The organism is Micrococcales bacterium, from assembly GCA_016703125.1.
Classification (GTDB): Bacteria; Actinomycetota; Actinomycetes; order S36-B12; family UBA10799; genus JADKAV01.
In genome coordinates, this window is the sequence record JADJCR010000003.1 from 158,877 (window position 1) to 176,875 (window position 17,999).

At 69.0% G+C, this 17,999-nt stretch carries 14 protein-coding genes; 6 read left to right on the forward strand and 8 right to left on the reverse strand.

Annotated elements, in window-relative coordinates:
• Positions 1–3: 3 nt before the first annotated feature.
• Both IPG68_05105 and IPG68_05110 read right to left on the reverse strand, forming a co-directional pair.
• A complete protein-coding gene (locus tag IPG68_05105; protein ID MBK6762679.1) occupies positions 4–1,458 on the reverse strand; it encodes a hypothetical protein in 1,455 nt (484 codons plus the stop codon).
• Between the two features lie 3 nt (positions 1,459–1,461).
• Complete coding sequence (locus IPG68_05110) at positions 1,462–1,608, reverse strand: hypothetical protein (GenBank protein ID MBK6762680.1); 147 nt, start codon at positions 1,606–1,608, stop codon at positions 1,462–1,464.
• 56 nt (positions 1,609–1,664) lie between these two features.
• Here IPG68_05110 and IPG68_05115 point away from each other — a divergent pair, with 56 nt between their 5' ends.
• Positions 1,665–3,332 carry a methylmalonyl-CoA mutase gene (locus tag IPG68_05115; protein MBK6762681.1) on the forward strand — a complete coding sequence of 556 codons (1,668 nt, stop codon included), beginning with the start codon at positions 1,665–1,667 and terminating at the stop codon, positions 3,330–3,332.
• Here IPG68_05115 and IPG68_05120 read toward each other — a convergent pair.
• Positions 3,329–3,928: a TetR/AcrR family transcriptional regulator gene (locus IPG68_05120; GenBank protein ID MBK6762682.1), complete on the reverse strand. Its 600-nt coding sequence runs from the start codon at positions 3,926–3,928 to the stop codon at positions 3,329–3,331. The genes IPG68_05115 and IPG68_05120 overlap by 4 nt on opposite strands.
• Positions 3,929–4,047: 119 nt before the next feature.
• Here IPG68_05120 and IPG68_05125 point away from each other — a divergent pair, with 119 nt between their 5' ends.
• A complete protein-coding gene (locus IPG68_05125) occupies positions 4,048–4,971 on the forward strand; it encodes a tetratricopeptide repeat protein (protein ID MBK6762683.1) in 924 nt (307 codons plus the stop codon).
• A gap of 3 nt (positions 4,972–4,974) precedes the next feature.
• On the opposite strand, the gene IPG68_05130 is transcribed toward IPG68_05125, so the two are convergent.
• Complete coding sequence (locus IPG68_05130) at positions 4,975–5,673, reverse strand: glutamine amidotransferase (GenBank protein MBK6762684.1); 699 nt, start codon at positions 5,671–5,673, stop codon at positions 4,975–4,977.
• Positions 5,670–6,857, reverse strand: coding sequence for a DUF1727 domain-containing protein (locus IPG68_05135; GenBank protein ID MBK6762685.1), 1,188 nt, complete (start codon positions 6,855–6,857; stop codon positions 5,670–5,672). Before IPG68_05135 ends, IPG68_05130 begins: the two co-directional genes overlap by 4 nt.
• 143 nt (positions 6,858–7,000) lie before the next feature.
• On the opposite strand from IPG68_05135, the gene IPG68_05140 reads away from it, so the two are divergent.
• Complete coding sequence (locus tag IPG68_05140; protein ID MBK6762686.1) at positions 7,001–9,085, forward strand: DEAD/DEAH box helicase family protein; 2,085 nt, start codon at positions 7,001–7,003, stop codon at positions 9,083–9,085.
• Positions 9,040–9,600, forward strand: a complete 561-nt coding sequence (locus IPG68_05145; protein ID MBK6762687.1) for a hypothetical protein — start codon at positions 9,040–9,042, stop codon at positions 9,598–9,600. The genes IPG68_05140 and IPG68_05145 overlap by 46 nt, the downstream gene beginning before the upstream one ends.
• Before the next feature lie 93 nt (positions 9,601–9,693).
• Here IPG68_05145 and glgB read toward each other — a convergent pair whose 3' ends face one another.
• Complete coding sequence (gene glgB / locus IPG68_05150; protein ID MBK6762688.1) at positions 9,694–11,856, reverse strand: 1,4-alpha-glucan branching protein GlgB; 2,163 nt, start codon at positions 11,854–11,856, stop codon at positions 9,694–9,696.
• Entirely contained in the window at positions 11,856–13,829 is a 1,974-nt protein-coding gene (locus IPG68_05155; protein ID MBK6762689.1) for an alpha-1,4-glucan--maltose-1-phosphate maltosyltransferase, read from the reverse strand. The genes glgB and IPG68_05155 overlap by 1 nt, the downstream gene beginning before the upstream one ends.
• Before the next feature lie 317 nt (positions 13,830–14,146).
• Between IPG68_05155 and IPG68_05160 the strand changes: the two genes are divergently transcribed.
• The gene (locus IPG68_05160; GenBank protein ID MBK6762690.1) at positions 14,147–15,109 is read left to right on the forward strand and encodes a hypothetical protein; all 963 of its coding nucleotides are present in this window, start codon (positions 14,147–14,149) and stop codon (positions 15,107–15,109) included.
• Between the two features lie 3 nt (positions 15,110–15,112).
• Here the strand turns inward: IPG68_05160 and glgX are convergent, their stop codons facing one another.
• A complete protein-coding gene (gene glgX, locus IPG68_05165) occupies positions 15,113–17,116 on the reverse strand; it encodes a glycogen debranching protein GlgX (protein MBK6762691.1) in 2,004 nt (667 codons plus the stop codon).
• Positions 17,117–17,228: 112 nt separating this feature from the next.
• Between glgX and IPG68_05170 the strand changes: the two genes are divergently transcribed.
• Positions 17,229–17,996, forward strand: a complete 768-nt coding sequence (locus IPG68_05170) for an enoyl-CoA hydratase/isomerase family protein (GenBank protein ID MBK6762692.1) — start codon at positions 17,229–17,231, stop codon at positions 17,994–17,996.
• Positions 17,997–17,999 lie beyond the last annotated feature (3 nt).

Consider the following 17,999-nt stretch of genomic DNA (forward strand, 5'->3'; position numbering starts at 1 on the left):
AGGTCAGTCTCGCACGGCGCGCTTCGGCCGTTTGTAGGCGTAGTCCTGGTGCCGGCGGAACGGCAGGAGGGTCGCGCTGCCGACCGCAGACTGGACGATGCGGACCTTCAGCCGGCGCTGCTTCTTCGTGGGCCTGAGGACGAGGGTCGGGTCTGACTTCGGCTTCACGATGCGGCAGATCTTGCGCTTCTTGAGCCGCTGCGAGGTGCCCTTCACCCGGCACGTGGCCACGTGGGTGAGCCGCTGGCCTTCGACCGTGTGGGTGGACCTCAGTGGTGTGCGCTTCTTCAGTCTCTTGGGCAGCCTGCGTTGAACGGTCTGCTGCTCCTTGATCAGCGGCGTGACCTCGGTATTGGCTTCCTCCTCGATCTGCTCCTCGCTGGTACCCCCTGCCCGTCCGCAACCGGCGGTGAGGCTGGGATCGGCCCAGATCCGGTCGAAGTTGCCCACGAATGCGTCATGCAGGCCGACGTCGTCGACGAGCAGGAACGTCTCGTCGTTGCGCACCAGCGCGTTGCGGGTCAGGTTGTGGCTGCCCACCCACACCACGCGCGCGCCGGGCGAACCGTTGAAGCCGCCGCTGACCGTGAGGTACTTGCCGTGGATCCCCACAGCACTGACAGACGGCTTGTTGGCGATCCGCACATCGACCGGAGCGAGCAGCGAGTCGCAGAATTCGCGCGTGATCGTGTCGGTGCGCGCGATCACCCGGACACCGCAGCCGGCCGCCGCCATGTCGTTGAGCCGGTTGCGCACCTTCGGCCGCGTGAAGAACGAGGCCATCACGGACACGGTGGTCGGCGCCAATGAGCAGTCGACGTTCATGAGCGTCTGGGAGACCGAGTCGGTGCCGTCGGTACGCGGGAAGAAGTAGGGCGTGGCGTTGCCGAAGGCGGTGGCTGGCCGGACCGCGTGGTAGTTGTCGTCGGGGACGGCCAGAAGGGCGGCGAGGTCCGCGGCGTACCCGATGTACGAGCCGTACACCTGCGGATTGCCGCTGGACACGACCGCGGCGTTCCAGGCGCCGTCGCCCGACCCGTCGCTGCGGATGTTGGCAGTCGACTGGAAGACCACATCACTGAGGTCCCCGGCGGCCGACATGGCCACGAACTTGTTGTGGTTGATGCTCTCCGATGCCTTGGAGATGCACGACAGCACGCACTGCACGGCGTACGAGGTCGCCGCGGGATCGTTCCCGAGCGTTGCGGCCAATCGGGCGAAGGTCTCGTCCACTGCCTGATTGGTCGACGCCGACTGCCCGTCACCGCTGTCCAGCACCACCTTCACCCGTGCGCCGCGGGTGAACGCGTTGATCAGGGCATCGACCACGGGGTAGTTCGGCTGGATGACGAAGAAGGCAGCGGTGATATCGGCGTCAGAAGGAACCTGGTCGAGCAGACGCACGAGGTCGTTGTTGATGGCCGGGTCGGGCACGCCCACCTGCGGGTAGTTGAACACCGGCTACCGCGCCGCCTCCCGCGCGGAGGCGCCCGGCCTCGCACTCGGAGCCGTCGAGGGGTCGTCGGTGCCACCGGCCGCCGCGGGCAGAACACCGGCCGCCAGAAGCAGGGACACCAGGATCACTGTGAGCCAACGCATCCGTTCCATCGTTACATGCGATGCGGCCGGGACCGTCCATCCGGCGCGCTGCGTAGACTTCGAGCATGGATGCCGAGCAGATCGCCGAGGGCCGCCGGCGGTGGCAGCAGCGCTACGAGCAGGCGGATACCCGGGACACTGATTTCACCACGCTGAGCGGGGTGGAAGTGGAACCCGTCTACGGTCCGGACTCCGACACGCCGGGCTTCGACCGCATCGGCTGGCCGGGCGAGTACCCGTTCACCCGGGGGCTCTATCCGACCGGATATCGGGGACGACCCTGGACCATCCGGCAGTTTGCCGGGTTCGGCAACGCCGAGCAGACCAACGCCCGCTACAAGATGCTGCTGGCGGCCGGTGGCGGAGGTTTGAGCGTTGCCTTCGACATGCCCACTCTGATGGGCCGCGACTCCGATGACCCCCGTTCGCAGGGCGAGGTCGGCCACTGTGGGGTGGCGATCGACTCCGCCGCGGACATGGACGCCCTGTTCTCCGGGATCCCGCTGGGCACCACCACGACCTCGATGACCATCTCCGGGCCGGCCGTCCCGATCTTCTGCATGTATCTGGTCGCCGCAGAACGCCAGGGCTTTTCCCATGGTGAGCTCGACGGCACGCTGCAGACCGACATCTTCAAGGAGTACACCGCCCAGAAGGAGTGGATCTTCCCGCCCGAGCCGCACCTGCGGCTGATCGGCGATCTCATGGCGTACACCGACGCGCACATGCCGCGGTACAAGCCGCTGAGTGTGTCGGGGTACCACATCCGGGAGGCCGGAGCCACCGCCGCGCAGGAGTTGGCGTTCACGCTTGCCGATGGCTTCGGCTACGTGGAACTGGGACGCTCCCGCGGTCTGGATGTCGACCGGTTCGCCCCCGGTCTGAGTTTCTTCTTCGACGCGCACATTGACTTCTTCGAGGAGATCGCCAAGTTCCGGGCCGCTCGCCGGATCTGGGCCCGCTGGTTGCGCGAGCGCTACGGTGCCACGACGCAGCGCGCCCAATGGCTGAGGTTCCACACCCAGACCGCCGGGGTGTCGTTGACCGCCCAGCAGCCGGACAACAACGTGGTCCGCACGGCAGTGGAGGCCTTGGCGGCTGTGCTCGGCGGAACCAACTCGCTGCACACCAACGCCCTCGACGAGGTCCTCGCGTTACCCAGTGAGAAGGCCGCGGAGATCGCGTTGCGGACCCAGCAGGTCATCGCGGAAGAGACCGGAGTCATGAATGTGGCCGACCCCCTCGGTGGTTCGTGGTACGTCGAGGCGCTCACCGATCGGCTCGAGCAGGAGGCGGAGAAGATCTTCGAGCACATCGAGCAGATGGGCGGCGACGGCACCATCCTCTCCGGGCTGCTGCGCGGCATCGAGGACGGCTGGTTCACCGGTGAGATCGCCGATGCTGCGTTCGCCTATCAGCGAGCGCTGGAGAAGGGCGACAAGCAGCAGGTCGGGGTGACGGTGCACACCGAGTCGATCGAGGCCCCTCTGGACATCCTGCGGATCTCGCACGAGGTCGAGAGTGCGCAGGTGGCGCTGCTGCGTGGCCGCCGGGAACAGCGCGACCGGGCTGCGATCGACGCGAGTCTCGAAGCCCTGCGCGCCGCAGCGCGGTCGGAGGAGAACATGATCCCCGTGATGGTCGAAGCCTGCCGCCGGGAGGCCACGCTGGGCGAGATCTGCGACGTGCTGCGCCAGGAGTGGGGCGAGTACAGCGAACCGGCCTGGATCTAGGGTCGCTGCAGCGAGCCCAGGTTGTAGACGAACCGGGTCAGCGCACCGTAGCGCTTCACGAAGTCCTCATCGATCGGCACCTGCCGGATCAGGGCGCGATGGACGAGCGTCCCCATCAGGACGTCGAACGCGAACTCCGGGGAGGCCTGCGGGTCCGCCTCGCCCTGCGCGCAGGCGTCGGCCAGGACAGCCCGGCTCCGCTCATCGAGCGGGCCCAGCACCTTTTCGGCGAACAACGCGTGCCCCTCGGGATCATTGGCGGCAGCGGCAGCCACCGAGAGGAATGCGTGCTGGGCGCTGCGAGAGGCGAACCGGCCCCCGAACTCGTTCAGGCCCAGTTCGACGCTCTCCTCGAGGGTCTCCGCCGGCTCCCACGCGGGGCTGATGAGTTCAGCGACTGCCGCCACGGCGAGTGCGAGTTTGGTCGGATACCGGCGGTACACGGTGGTCTTGGCAACACCGGCGAGTTGGGCGGTGCCCTCCACGGTGAGGTTCTCGATGCCGCCGTCGGCCATCAGGTCGCGGGCCGCAGCCAGGATTGCCTGATCCGCGTGCGGATCCCGAGGACGGCCGGGCCGGGCACTGTGATCACCCATCAGAGTGCAGCGTACGCTCCTGCGCGGGCACGGCCGGGGCCGGGTCAGGCAGGTTCGCAGCGTCGTCGGATTCCGACGCCCCGGCTGGCCCGGACCTGCCGATGCGGAACAATGTGCTCATGACCACACAGCCCAACCCGAACCTCGCGCTGCGCGGCGCAGTCGACCTCGGCGCGCTCGCCGCAGCCCGGCAGGCCCAGGAGCAGGCAGCCGCCCGCAAGATCGACCCCACGGCGTCGAAAGTCATCATCGACGTCACCGAGGCGACCTTCGAGACAGATGTCATCGCCGCCTCACAGTCGGTGCCGGTCATCGTGGACCTGTGGGCGACGTGGTGCGGTCCGTGCAAGCAACTCAGCCCGATCCTCGAGAAGCTGGCCGTCGAACACGCCGGCAGTTGGGTACTGGCCAAAGTCGACGTCGATGCCCAACCGCAGATTGCTGCGGCATTCCGGGTGCAGTCGATCCCGACGATCGTCGCCGTCATCGGCGGGCAGGTTCTGCCCATGTTCCAGGGTGCGTTGCCCGAGCCGCAGGTGCGGCAGTACATCGACGAGGTGCTCAAGGTCGCCCAGCAGGCCGGTATCGCGGGGACCGTCGCGGAGGACGAGGCCGTGACCACCGAGCAGCCGCAGGAGGACCCCCGCTGGGACCAGGCGGCAGACGCCATCGAAGCCGGTGACTGGGACGGCGCGGTCACCTTGTACGAGCAGTTGCGGGCCGTCGACCCGGAGCAGGCCGAGGCGGCCCTGGCCCAAGTGGCGCTGGCCCGGCGCACCGACGGGGTCGATGCCGCCGCCGCGGTCGCGGCTGCCGACGCCGATCCCGGGGATCTGGCTAAGGCGAGGGCGGCTGCCGACGTCGAGGTCTCGCGCGGCGACGCCGAGGCGGCCTTCGAGCGCCTGCTGGCCGTGGTGCGCACCAGTGCAGGGGAGCAGAAGACCGCCGCCCGCGACGCGCTCGTCGAGTTGTTCGGGCTCGTGGGTGACGCCGATCCGGCGGTCATCGCCGCGCGGACGAAACTGGCGAACGCGCTGTTCTGAGGGTCAGCCCAGAACGGTGCGCAGGCGCTCCTCTCGCAACTGCGTCACCTCTGCCTCCTCGATGAACGGCAGGTGCTGATCCGTTGCCCAGCCGAGCAGCACGTCGGCGATCTGCGGGTTGCGGGCCAGACATGGCCCGTGCAGATAAGTGCCCATGATGTGCCCACGGATCGCCCCCTCGGAACCGTCGCCGTTGCCGATGCCGCTGCGGACCATGCCCAGTGGGCCGACGCCGGGCCCCCGGTGGGTGGCGCCGGCGTGGTTCTCGTACCCGCTGAGAGTCTGGTCCAAGGGTGGCTTCGGCGCCGCTGCCAGTTCGCCCACAGCACGTTTGGGGAGGCGGTCGGTGCGAAGGTCGAGGATGCCGAGCCCGGCCGCCGGGGTGCTGGTGGCGTCCGGGAAGTACTCGCCGAGCAACTGGTACCCCGCGCAGATGGCCAGCACCGCAGCACCGCGCTCAGCCGCGCGCACCAGCGCCCCGTCGGCACGCAATGCGTTGGCCGCGGCCGTCTGCGCGCTGTCCTCCCCGCCACCGAGCACGTACAGGTCCGCGGATTCGGGAACCGGGTCGCCCGGGTCCACCTGCACGATCTGAACGTCGATGCCGTGAAGACGGGCGCGGTGGCGCAGGGCCGTGACGTTGCCCCCGTCGCCGTAGGTGCCCAGCAGGGTGGGATAGATCGACACCAGGGTGATGCTCATCGCTGCTCCGCGGTTGTGCGCAGGTGGTGGAACGCGGTGTACGTGGCCGCGCAGTCAACAACGTCGAGGTCGCGCATGCCCGCCGCAAGTGGCGCACCGGGGGCATAGGGGTCCTCGATGACGACATGTTCGACCTCGGCGTGCAGCAGGCGCACTGCGAGGTCCCGGCGGCGATCACCAGTGGCGACGACCGTGCGTCCGCGCAACCTCTCGAAAGGAACGTCCCACAGCCAGGACGGATCCCGGCCGTCGGCGGCGTTGGAGTTGATCGTGACGATCACCGGGGTGGGTGCCGGGGGCATCACATCCACGAGTTCGGACCACCCCGCAGGGTTCTTGGCCAGGAGCAGGCGGATGGTCAGTTCGCCCACTCGGACGATCGCGTACCGTCCGGACACCGACTCCACAGTCGCCATGCGCCGGGCGGACTGCTCCGGATCCAGTCCCAGTTCGACCGTGGCGACGAGAGCGAGCGCGCCGTTGGCGGCGTTGAAGCGACCGGGTAACTGCAGGTCGAGGCGGTGCTGCGCCCCGTCGGGGCCGTGCACGATGCCGTGCTCTCCGGTCCACTCCAGCGTCCACGACGGCTGGGGGCGGGCGAATCCGCACTCGGGGCAACCCCAGGAGTCATCCGCGCGGCGCAGCAAGGCTCCGCAGTCCAAGCACACGGCGGAATCGGCGGTCCACACCTGACCGGCGGCGACCCAGACCACGTGCGGGGCGTGCCGGGCCGCCCAGACGATGGACGGGTCGTCGGCGTTCGCGACGACGGTGGTGGAACCTGCGTCGACCAGCATGTCGCGCCAGCGCCGGGCCACCATCGCGACCTCGTTCATCCTGTCGAGCTGATCACGGCTGAGGTTGCCCAGCAGCACCACCCGGGGTCGTGTGGCCTCGAAGACTGTCGGCAGGTAGGCCTCGTCGACCTCCAGCACGGCCTGCGCGGCAGGGTCACCGCTGGCCAGCGTCACCGCCACTCCGGAGGTCATGTTCGCCCCGGTGTGCTGACTGATCACGGGGCCCGCCTGCTCCACGGCGGTGGCCAGCAGCCGGGTCGTGGAGGTCTTGCCGTTGGTCGCGCTGACCAGAGCCGCTACGCGGTCGTGGGCGAGGTCGCGGATCGCATCGGGCGCCAGGCGCAGGATCACCCGGCCACCGATGACCATACCTTCGCCGCGGCCCATGCGCCGGGAGAGCGAGGAGGTGAGCAGACCGAGGCGGGCAGCAGCGCGGGTTCGGGCGGGCACTGTCACATCCGCGACTCTACGCCACGCCCCGGTGCCGAACGGGTGCCCTCGCGCGGGTGCGTCTGCCACGCTTGCGTGTTGTGGACGATGTGGGGCAACGCCTGGCGGCCGCCCGGCTACCTGCCCTACGGGCGCATCAGGCCGCCTGCCTCGCGGCCTTCGACGCGGACCCTGGTTCCGGCAGGTACCACTTCGTGCTGCCACCGGGGGCGGGCAAGACGGTGCTGGGCGCGGCAGTGGCGCAGCGGGCCGGTCGCAGGACGCTGGTGCTGGTGCCGAACACCGCGATCCAGGAGCAGTGGCTGCGCTTGTGGACCGGCGCCGGCGCGGTCACCGTCGGCGACGACCGGTCCCTGGCCAGCGATGTCACGGTGCTGACCTACCAAGCACTGGCCACCTTCGACGACGACGCGGATCCGACGGACGAGTCGATGGTGGCGCGGTTGCACCCGAACGCGCTCGAGATCATCGACGCGCTGCACGACGGTGAGCCGTTCACGGTGGTGCTGGACGAGGCGCACCATCTGGCGCAGACCTGGGGCCGGTTGCTGGCCGAGGTGCTGCAGCAGGCGCACGCCGGGCAGCAGGAGGGCCCGGTTGTGGTGGCCCTCACCGCGACCCCGCGAGAGTCGTTGTCGCCGGCCGAGGCTGAGCTCGTGGAGACGCTGTTCGGTCCCGTGCGCTATGCGGTGAGCACCCCGGCCCTGGTGCGTGACGGGGTGCTCGCCCCGTACCGGGAACTCGCGTGGTTCGTGACCCCCACCGACGCCGAACGCGATTACCTGGCCCGGTCCGCGCAGCACTGGCAGCAACTCATCGTGGGGGTGATGGAACCCGAGTTCGCCCAGCCGGGCCTGCTGGCCTACCTCGACCCCGCATGGGTGGCACATGAGGGCGTCTCCTGGGCGCATATCGAACGCACTCGACCGGAGTTGGCGCGGGCGCTGCTGCGAGCCTCCCACCAGGGTCTGTTGGCCCTGCCCGAAGGCGCGCGCCTGCGTGACGAGCACCGGCAGCCCGTGCAGGTCGACGACTGGGTGGAGATCCTTTCGGACTACGCGCGCACGGCCCTGGCCGGCTCGGACGCACCTGGGTCGGCCTGGCAGCAGTTGCGTGCCGCGATGTCGTCAGTCGGCTGGACCCTGACCCGCAAGGGGGCCCGGCGCGGGCAGTCTCCGGTCGACCGGGTGCTCGCCCGCAGTGCGGCCAAGGCCACGGCGGCGGGTTACCTCGTGCAGCAGGAGTACCTGGTGCGCGGTGACGACTTGCGGGCCATCGTGCTGACCGATTACGAGAACGTGGGCGCCACGGCACCGGTCGACCTGCAGCAGATCCTCACCCGGCATGCCGGGAGCGCATGGGAGGCCCTCCGGCAGGTGCAGGCATCCAACCCAGCGTTGCGCTGCGTGCTGATGACGGGGACATCTGTCGGGGGCGACCCGGACGTACTGGCCGGACTGCTGCCCCAGGGACTGACGGCGGTACCCCGCGATGACGGACTGAGCAGGGTGGAGGGCGGGTGGACGCCACGGGCGTGGGTGGCTCACCTGACGGCAGCCTTTCAAGCGGGCGAGATCGACGTGCTCGTCGGGACCCGTGGCATGTGGGGGAAGGCTGGGACGCGCCGGCCGCCAACGTCGTGGTGGACCTCACGGCCGCCACGACTGCCACAGCGGTCGTGCAGATCCGCGGGCGGGCCATCCGCCGCGACCCGGTCCGCGCGGACAAACTCGCACACGTGTGGTCAGTGGCGGCGGTGGACGACGGGCACCCCCGCGGGGACCTGGACTACAGGCGCCTGGTCGCCAAGCATCGCGGCTACCTGGCCCCGGATGCCCAGGGCCGGATCGTCGCCGGGGTCGCGCACCTGGATGCCCGCTGCACGCCGTTCGCCGCTCCGCCGCCGGATCAGCGCGCGGGCATCAACGCCGACGCGCTCGAGGCCGCCGGGCGCATCGCACAGTCCCGCGAGGCGTGGGCCATCGGCACGCCCTACCGGGATGTCACGGAGATCGTGGTGCGGGTGCGTGCTGCGCGCCCTGAGGCTTTGGGAGTGCCCGAGCCGTCGGTGCGCACAGGCCCGGCGTGGCCGGTTGTGGGGGTCCTCGGCGGTGGGGTCGTGGCCGCAGCGGCAGCGGTCGTGGCGCAGGCCCCGACACTGCTGACCGGCGTGGCCGCGGCTGCCGGCGCCGGTGCGGGCTGGGTCGCGCAGACAGCGGCCCGGGCCGTGCGGACCCGCCGCGTCGCCGCGGCCCTCGGTGCTGATGGCATGCTCCTGGCCTTCGGGCGGGCGGTCGCCGGTGCCATGCAGGCGCCGGGGCAGGTACAGGTCGAACCGGATGCCTCGGGCACGTGGATGGTGCGGCTGGCGCAGGCGGCCGCAGCGGATTCCCGACGGTTCGCCACCGCGATCGAGCAGCTTCTGCAGCCGGTGGACTTCCCGCGGTACGTCGTGTCGCGGCGCCTGCCCGGCCATCGGACCGTGATGTGGCACGCGGTGCCCGACGAGTTCGGGGTCAACAAGCAGGCCGCCTCGGCCTTCTTGGTCCACTGGCAGCGGCACGTCTCGCGGGGCTCGGTGCTCTACACAGGTTCGCCCGAAGGGGCAGGGGTCGCGCAGGCCGTGCGTGGTGAGGATCCCATGGACCTGTCCACCGGGATGTATGCCGAATGGGCCTAGTCACGGGTGCGCGCGGGCTGTCGCGGAATGTGATCGCAGGGCCTGATGCACGCTCTCCAACCTCGTCACTGCGGCGCCCTTCGCGTCAGGTGCTCATTCCGGGGTCAGCCAGACCGCCCCGAGCGGCGGAACCGCCAGCCGGGCGCTGAACGGCCGACCGTGCCATTCCCACTCCTCGGCGTCGACCCCGCCGAAGTTGCCGACCCCGCTGCCGCCGTACTCCTGGGCGTCGGTGTTGACGACCTCCCGCCAGCGCCCGCCGGTGGGCAGGCCCACGCGGTAGTCGAAATGCGGGACGGCGCTGAAGTTCACCACGCACGCCAGCAGTTCCCCGTCCTGGCCGCGGCGCAGCCAGGAGAAGGTGTTGCCCCCGGCGTCGTTGGCGTCGATCCACTCGAAGCCGTGCGGTTCGACGTCCAGGCTCCACAAAGCGGGGTTCGACCGGTACTCGGCGTTCAGGTCGCGGACCAGGCGGGAGAGGGCGGCGTGATCCGGCTGGTCGAGCAGCCACCAGTCCAGGCTGCGGCCCTCGGACCACTCCGACTCCTGGCCGAACTCCTGGCCCATGAACAGCAACTGCTTGCCGGGGTGGGCCCACATGTACGCGAGGAATGCGCGCAGGTTGGCACGCTTCTGCCAGTGGTCGCCCGGCATCTTCGCCAGCAGCGAACCTTTGCCGTGCACCACCTCGTCGTGGGAGATGGGCAGCACGTAGCAGTTCTCCGACCAGGCGTAGACCAAGGCGAAGGTCATCTCGTTGTGGTGCCATTGCCGGTGCACGGGTTCGCGGTGCACGTAACCCAGCGAGTCGTGCATCCAGCCCATGTTCCATTTGAGGCCGAAGCCCAGGCCGCCCAGGTGTGTGGCCCTGGTGACACCCGGCCACGCGGTCGACTCCTCGGCCACCGTGAACGCGCCCGGTTGGCGGCGGTACACCGTGGCGTTCATCTCCTGCAGGAACTGCACGGCGTCGAGGTTCTCCCGGCCGCCGTAAGCGTTGGGCGACCATTCGCCCTCGTTGCGGGAGTAGTCCAGGTACAGCATGGAGGCCACCGCATCCACCCGCAGGGCGTCGATGTGGAACTCCTCGCACCAGTACACCGCATTGGCCACGAGGAAGTTGCGGACCTCCGGGCGGCCGAAGTCGAAAACGTACGTGCCCCAGTCGGGGTGCTCTCCGCGGCGGGGGTCGGCATGCTCGTACAGCGGCGTACCGTCGAAGCGCGCGAGTGCGAACTCGTCCTTCGGGAAGTGCGCGGGGACCCAGTCGACGATGACGCCGACACCGGCCTGGTGCAACCGGTCCACAAGGTGCCGGAAGTCGTCGGGGTTGCCGAAGCGGGCGGTCGGAGCGTAGTAGGCGCTGACCTGGTAGCCCCACGAGCCTCCGAACGGGTGCTCCATGACAGGCAGTAACTCCACATGGGTGAAGCCGTGGGCGACCACGTAGTCGGTGAGTTCCTCGGCCAGCTGTTGGTAGGACAGGCCCTGCCGCCAGGAGGCGAGGTGCACCTCGCAGACGCTCATGGGTCCGGCGTGGACGGGACGGTCGGCACGATGGGTGATCCACTCGGCGTCGGCCCAGGTGTACCCGGAGTCGAAGACGACCGAAGCGGTGGCTGGCGGCACCTCCGTGGCCTGGGCGAGCGGGTCCGCCTTCAGCCGGCGCACTCCGTCGCGGCCGATGATCTCGTACTTGTAGCGGGTGCCCGCACCGATCTCGGGGACGAAGACCTCCCACACGCCGCTGGATCCCAGCGAACGCATCGGGGTGGCGGTGCCGTTCCAGTAGTTGAAGTCACCCACCACGCGCACCCCTTGGGCGTTGGGTGCCCAGACGGCGAAGGCCACGCCGCGGATGGGTCCGTTGGGGGTCTCGTAGACGTGGACATGCGCCCCGAGCACTGTCCACAGTTGCTCGTGGCGGCCCTCGGAGATCAGATGCTGGTCCATCTCACCGAGGGTGGGCAGGAAGCGGTAGGGATCGTCGGCGGGGATCTTGTCACCGCCGTACGCGACGGCCAGCCGGTAGTCCGGCACGTCGGAATAGGGCACCTCGGCGACCCAGACCCCCGAGTGCTCGTGCTGCATCGGGAACCGCTCGGCTCCGATGACCACGTCTACCTCGGTGGCATCCGGGCGCAGCACCCGGATGGTGAGGCCGTCGTCGTCGGCGTGCGGCCCCAGGATCTGGTGCGGCTGGCTGTGCGTACCGTCGACCAGTGAGGCTAGTGCTGCAGTGTCTACCTTGATCATCAGATGACTCCCGGCCTGATCGACATGATGTGAGCGCACGACAAGTGGGGGTCGAGTCGCACGAAGTTGGTTGCGGACCACGAGAAACTCTGTCCGCTGATGAGATCCTGCGCCACGAAGCGGTCGTGCCAGTCGAAGCCGAGCGCCGGCATGTCCAGGTGCAGCGTCGCCTCCCGCGGGCCGAACGGGTCGAGCGTCACGACGACGATGACGGTGTCGTCACCGTCACGCTTGCTGTACGCGATCATGCGGTCGCTGTCGATCTGGTGGAACACGATGTGCCGCAGCTGTTGCAGGCCGCGGTGCTTGCGCCGGATGTCGTTGAGCAGCGTGAGGTACGGGGCCAGCGATGTGCCGCCGGTTTCCGCCGCCTGCCAGTCCCGGGGGCGGTACTGGTACTTCTCGGAATCCAGGTATTCCTCGCTGCCCGGGCGCACTGCGACGTGCTCGAACAATTCGTAGCCGCTGTAGACGCCCCAGGTCGGCGACATGGTGGCCGCCAGGGTGGCGCGGATGGCGAAGGCAGCCGGCCCGCCGTACTGCAGATACGCGTGCAGGATGTCAGGGGTGTTCACGAAGAAGTTGGGGCGCATGTACGCAGACGACGGGCCGCTGAGCTCCCGCAGGTACTCCTCGAGTTCCCACTTGTCGGTGCGCCAGGTGAAGTACGTATAGGACTGGTCGAAGCCGACCTCGGCCAGTGCGCGCATCATCGGGGGGCGGGTGAACGCCTCTGCCAGGAACAGCACGTCGGGATCGGTGCGCTTGATCTCGTGCAGGACGTGGTCCCAGAAGCGCACAGGTTTGGTGTGCGGGTTGTCGACACGGAAGATCCGCACGCCGTGAGCCATCCAGAACCGGATGACCCGCAGCACCTCGGCGGTGAGGCCGGCCGGGTCGCCGTCGAACCACATGGGGTAGATGTCCTGGTACTTCTTCGGTGGGTTCTCGGCGTACGCGATCGTGCCGTCGGCGCGGACGGTGAACCAGGGCTTGCCGGCCGTGGGCCACGGGTGGTCCGGAGCCACCTGCAGCGCGAGGTCCAGCGCCACTTCCATCCCGAGTTCCTCGGTGCGAGCCACGAACCGGTCGAAGTCGTCGATCGTCCCCAGGTCCGCGTGGACCGCGTCGTGCCCGCCTTGCGCCGAACCGATCGCCCAGGGAGAGCCGGGGTCCCCGGGGCCGGGGGTGAGGGTGTTGTTCGGACCCTTGCGGTTCACTGTCCCGATCGGGTGGATCGGTGGCAGGTAGACCACGTCGAAGCCCATGGCGGCGATGGCCGGCAGGCGCTTCTGCGCGTCAGCGAACGTGCCGCTGGCCGGTGGGTCCAGGGTGGCGCCTTCGCTGCGGGGGAAGAACTCGTACCAGGATCCGAAGAGCGCCCGGCGCCTAACCGCCTGCACCGGCCAGGGCCCGCACGGCGACTCCAGGTCCCGGATGGGGTGCTCGCGCAGCATCTTCCACAGCGTCGGGTCGAGGCCGGCGGCGAGCCTGCGGGCCGGCGACATGCTCACGTCGCGCAGCCCGGCGATGGCCTTGCTGATCAGGGTCTGGTCGGGCACGTCAGCGCGTGAGAGGATGCGTGCGCCCTCCTCGAGTTCGAGTTCCACATCCACGCCCACGGGGATCTTCACTTCAGCGCGATGCCGCCAGGTGCTCAGGATGTCGGCGTAGGCCACGATCGTGAACGTCCATGCTCCCTCGGTGTTGGGCCGGAAGTTGCCATCCCACACGTCGGTGCCGTTGTCGCGCGAGATCATCGGCACGCGCACCGAACGGCCCTGCGGATCGGTGGCCACGAGGTCCACGCCGATCGTGTCGTGCCCCTCGCGGAAGGCCACGCAGTTGACCATGACCATCTCCCCGACGACGGCCTTCACCGGCCGGCGGCCACCCTCGACCCGCGGCCAGACGTCGAGTACGGGGAAGCGGCCGGTGAGCGTCTCCGGCGGCGTGAGGTTGTGCGAGGGCAGGGTGTTCCAGTAGTCGACGGCGGCCGCCGATGGCGCACCCGAGCCTGCTGTGGAGTTGTCGCTCACGGATTCGACGGTAGTCGCTGCGAGCGACGGATGGCGCGGCGCGTCCGTCCGGGGAGGCGGCGCCTGGCCCCGGTTGCGATCAGAAGATGGCGCGGGGTCGAATCCGTCCGATGTCGCGTTCTTGCGGTCTCAGCGCGGCAAAGCCGGCACACGATCAGCCCCACGCGGGTGACAGCTTCGTGACGGCTTTCAGTCGTGGCTGCTGACTGCTTCAGGTGTAGTATCGGCCGAACCGGTGCGAGGAGTGGGCCATGACAGCTAGAGCAACGATCGTCATTGCGACCGCGGCGGCCCTCACTTCGGCTCCGGTGGTGCTGGGGGCGCCTGCTCAGGCGGCGGAGGGCCGTCCGGCGACAGTCCAGGCCAAGAATGATCTGGCCCCGCTGCTCAAGACCAGGCAGTTGATCGCGGGGGACACCTGGCGCCAGACCGTGCGGGTCAAGGGCTACCGACAGATCAAGCTTCAGGTCAGGTCCGGCGGTGGGCCGTTCCGGACCGTCAAGTCCTACAAGGTGCCGAAGAACGGGAAGGTCAAGTTGTCCCGCACCTTCGCGACCCCCGGGCAGTACTCCTTGCGCAGCATCGCGGTACCCGACGGTGCGGGGCGCGATGTGAAGTCGCGGCCGGTCATCATCACGGTGTTCGCGAGGCAGTACCAAGGGAGTTTCGGCGGGGAACAGAACTCCGGCACGTCGTGGAACGGATCCATCACGTACCAGTACCAGGAGCGCGACCCCATCATCAACACCCGGTGGAACGACGGCGCGATCCACTACACAGGCATCGCGGGCTCGGTGACGTGGAACTACGACGCCTCCGTGCTCAACGGCGGGATCCGGCGCAACTGTTCAACGGCGCAGAGCAGCGGACAGTTGGACGTCAGCACCTTGGATGCGACGATGACCGTCGACCAGAAGACGGATGATACGTACAAGGGCCGCAGGTACGACCTGAACGTGTCCGTGTCCCCGACGCCGCGGATCTCCTACACCTGCGAGTACTTCGATGGTGAGTTCTGGGTGGCCGAGACGCGCGAAGCGGGCCTGACGTTCGGGCCGAACCTGGGGGATCTGTTGACGAACGGCCTCAGCGTCGATGCGACCGGAGTCGCTGGCCGTTACACCAAGAGTCTGGCCGCGCCCCTGGTCGGCGACATCAACCGCCCGCCGGAGGCCGTGACGAACCGGTGGTACTGGAACCTCACGGCCGGCTGAGGTCTACTCGTCCTCGGGGAGCACCTCGGCGACCACGATCGAGTAGCAAGGAACTCTCACCCCGGCGGAGGGGTCGACGCCGGTCAGTGTCACGTCCTCGCTGGCGAGCACCACCCGCGCGGGCATGGGGAAGATCATCTCGACGATCTCCGGGCCCGTGTTCAGGCACAGCAGGACCGACGGCTCGCCCTTGAACATGGCCTGCACCACCCGGACGTCGGGGTCGTTCCACTGCTCGGAGGTGAGCACCGTGCCCTCCTCGTTGAACCAGTGGAGATCCTCCGGGGAGGGGTGCACGCTGGGTCGCAGCACGGCGTAGCGATCACGGATCCGGAGCAGCAGCTTCGTCCAGTCGATGAGTCCGCGGTCCAGGTTCTCCCAGTCCGTCCAGGACAACTCGTTGTCCTGGCAGTACACGTTGTTGTTCCCCTGCTGGGTGCGTCCGGCCTCGTCGCCGGACAGGATCATCGGGGTGCCCGCGGACAACAGCAGCGTGGCCAGCAACGACCGTTGCCGGGCCCGGCGGTTGGCCAGCACATCGGGGTCGTCGGTCGGGCCCTCCGCGCCGCCGTTCCAGCTGCGGTTGTCGTTGCTGCCGTCGTTGTTGTCCTCGCCGTTGGCCTCGTTGTGCTTGTCGTTGTACGAGACCAGGTCGGCCAGGGTGAAACCGTCATGGGCGGTGATGAAGTTCACCGAGTGGTAGGGGCGCCGCCCGTTGTGGGCGAACCGGTCGGCCGAGCCGGTCAGCCTCGCGCCGAGTTCCGACAGCGAGCCGATGGAGCGCCACGTGTCGCGCACAGTGCCACGGAAGACGTCGTTCCATTCGGCCCAGGGTCCGGGGAAGCTACCGGCCTGGTACCCACCGATGCCGATGTCCCAGGGCTCGGCGATCAATTTGACCTGTGACAGCACCGGGTCGGCGGCCATGGCCGACAGGACGGGGGCCCAGGTCGTGACCATGGCCGAGGTCCGGGCGAGTGTGGAGGCCAGGTCGAAGCGGAAGCCGTCGACGTGCAGGTCCGTCACCCAGTAACGCAGCGACGACAGGATCAGCTCGACCATGCGTGGCGACTCCGCCCGGATGGCGTTGCCACACCCGGTCGGGTTGTCGTACATCCCGCCGTCGAGCATCCAGTAGGTGTCGGCGTTGGCCGCGCCCTTCCACGCCAGCGTGGGTCCGAGGTGGTCGCCCTCGGCGGTGTGGTTGTAGACGACGTCGATGATGACCTCGAGCCCGGCGGCGTGCAGCGTGTCGACCATGTCCCGGAACTCCGCGATCTGCTCCCCGCGCTCACCGGCGGCGGAGTACGCGGCGTGGGGCGCGAAGAAGCCCACGGGGTTGTACCCCCAGTAGTTCGTGCGCCCGCTGCCGAGCAGCAGCGGCTCGGGTACGAAGTGCTGTACGGGCAGCAACTCGATACTGGTGACGCCGAGGTCCTTCAGGTACTCCACGACCGGCGGTTGGGCCAGCCCGGCGTAGGTCCCGCGCAGTTCCTCGGGGACCTCCGGGTGGAGTTTCGTGAAGCCCTTGACGTGGGTCTCGTAGATGACCGTGCGGTCCCACGGGATGCGCGGCGGGGAGTTCGGGCTCGGCGCGAGCGGTGGCACGTACACGCTGTGCGGGACGTAAGGGGCCGAGTCGGTGTCGTCGATCAGGTCCGGATCCTGCATCTGGTAGGAGTGGATCGCGTCGTTGACCTGTAACTCGCCGGTGATGGCCAGGGCGTACGGGTCGAGCAGGAGTTTGGCCGGGTTCAGCCGCAGGCCGAACTCCGGCTCCCAGGGTCCGGTCACCCGAAATCCGTAGGTGGTGCCGGTGGGCGGGGCGGGAAGCTCAGCGGTCCAGTGCCCGTACGGGCCGGGGGCGAGGTCGACGTGGTCGCCGGACTCCAGGAACTCGAGGGTCACACTCTGGGCGGCGGGGGCGAAGTGGTTGACGGTCGCCCCTCCCGGGTTGTCCGGATCCGGACGCAAGCCCATCGGCGGCAGACCCTCAGGCGTTCGCATCTTCCTCCTGTCGACAGACCTCCCGACGGTGAGGTCTGTGTGTGAGGTTAGCCTGCCGTCGTGGACGAAGGAGACGGACGTGGGCAATGAAGGCACCGGCGGTACTGGGTACGTGACCCTCGAAGTGGTCGACGGGGTGGGCGTGCTGACGCTCGCGCGGCCTCCCATGAATGCGCTGTCCGTGGCGGTGCAGCAGCAGATCGCAGCGGCCGCCCGGGAGGCCGACCAGCGCCGGGACGTGGCCGCGCTCGTGGTGTATGGCGGCCCGAAGGTGTTCGCGGCGGGCGCCGACGTCAAGGAGATGGCCGACTGGGACCACCAGACCACGGTGGAGCGCTCCCCGGCCCTGCAGGCGGCGTTCACCGCCCTCGCCGAGGTCGGCAAGCCCACGATCGCCGCCATCACCGGCTACGCCCTCGGCGGTGGCCTGGAACTGGCGCTGTGCTGTGACTTCCGGGTGTGCGCAGACAGCGCCAAACTCGGCCTGCCGGAGATCCAGTTGGGCATCATCCCGGGCGCCGGCGGCACGCAGCGCCTCCCGCGACTCGTGGGCCCGGCCCGCGCCAAGGAGATGATCTTCTCCGGGCGCCACGTGAAGGCCGACGAGGCGCAGCGCATAGGACTGGTGGACCTCGTGGTCCCGGCGGATGCGGTCCACGACGAAGCCATGACCTGGGCGCGACGTTACGTGGGCGGTCCGGCGATGGCGCTGCGGGCGGCGAAGACCGCCGTGGACCGCGGGATCGAGGTCGACCTCTGCAGTGGCCTGGAGTTGGAGCGCCAGCAGTTCGCCGGGCTGTTCGCCACGCACGACCGCACCGTCGGCATGGGTACGTTCCTGGAATCCGGACCCGGCCAGGCCCGATTCGAAGGACGATGAAGC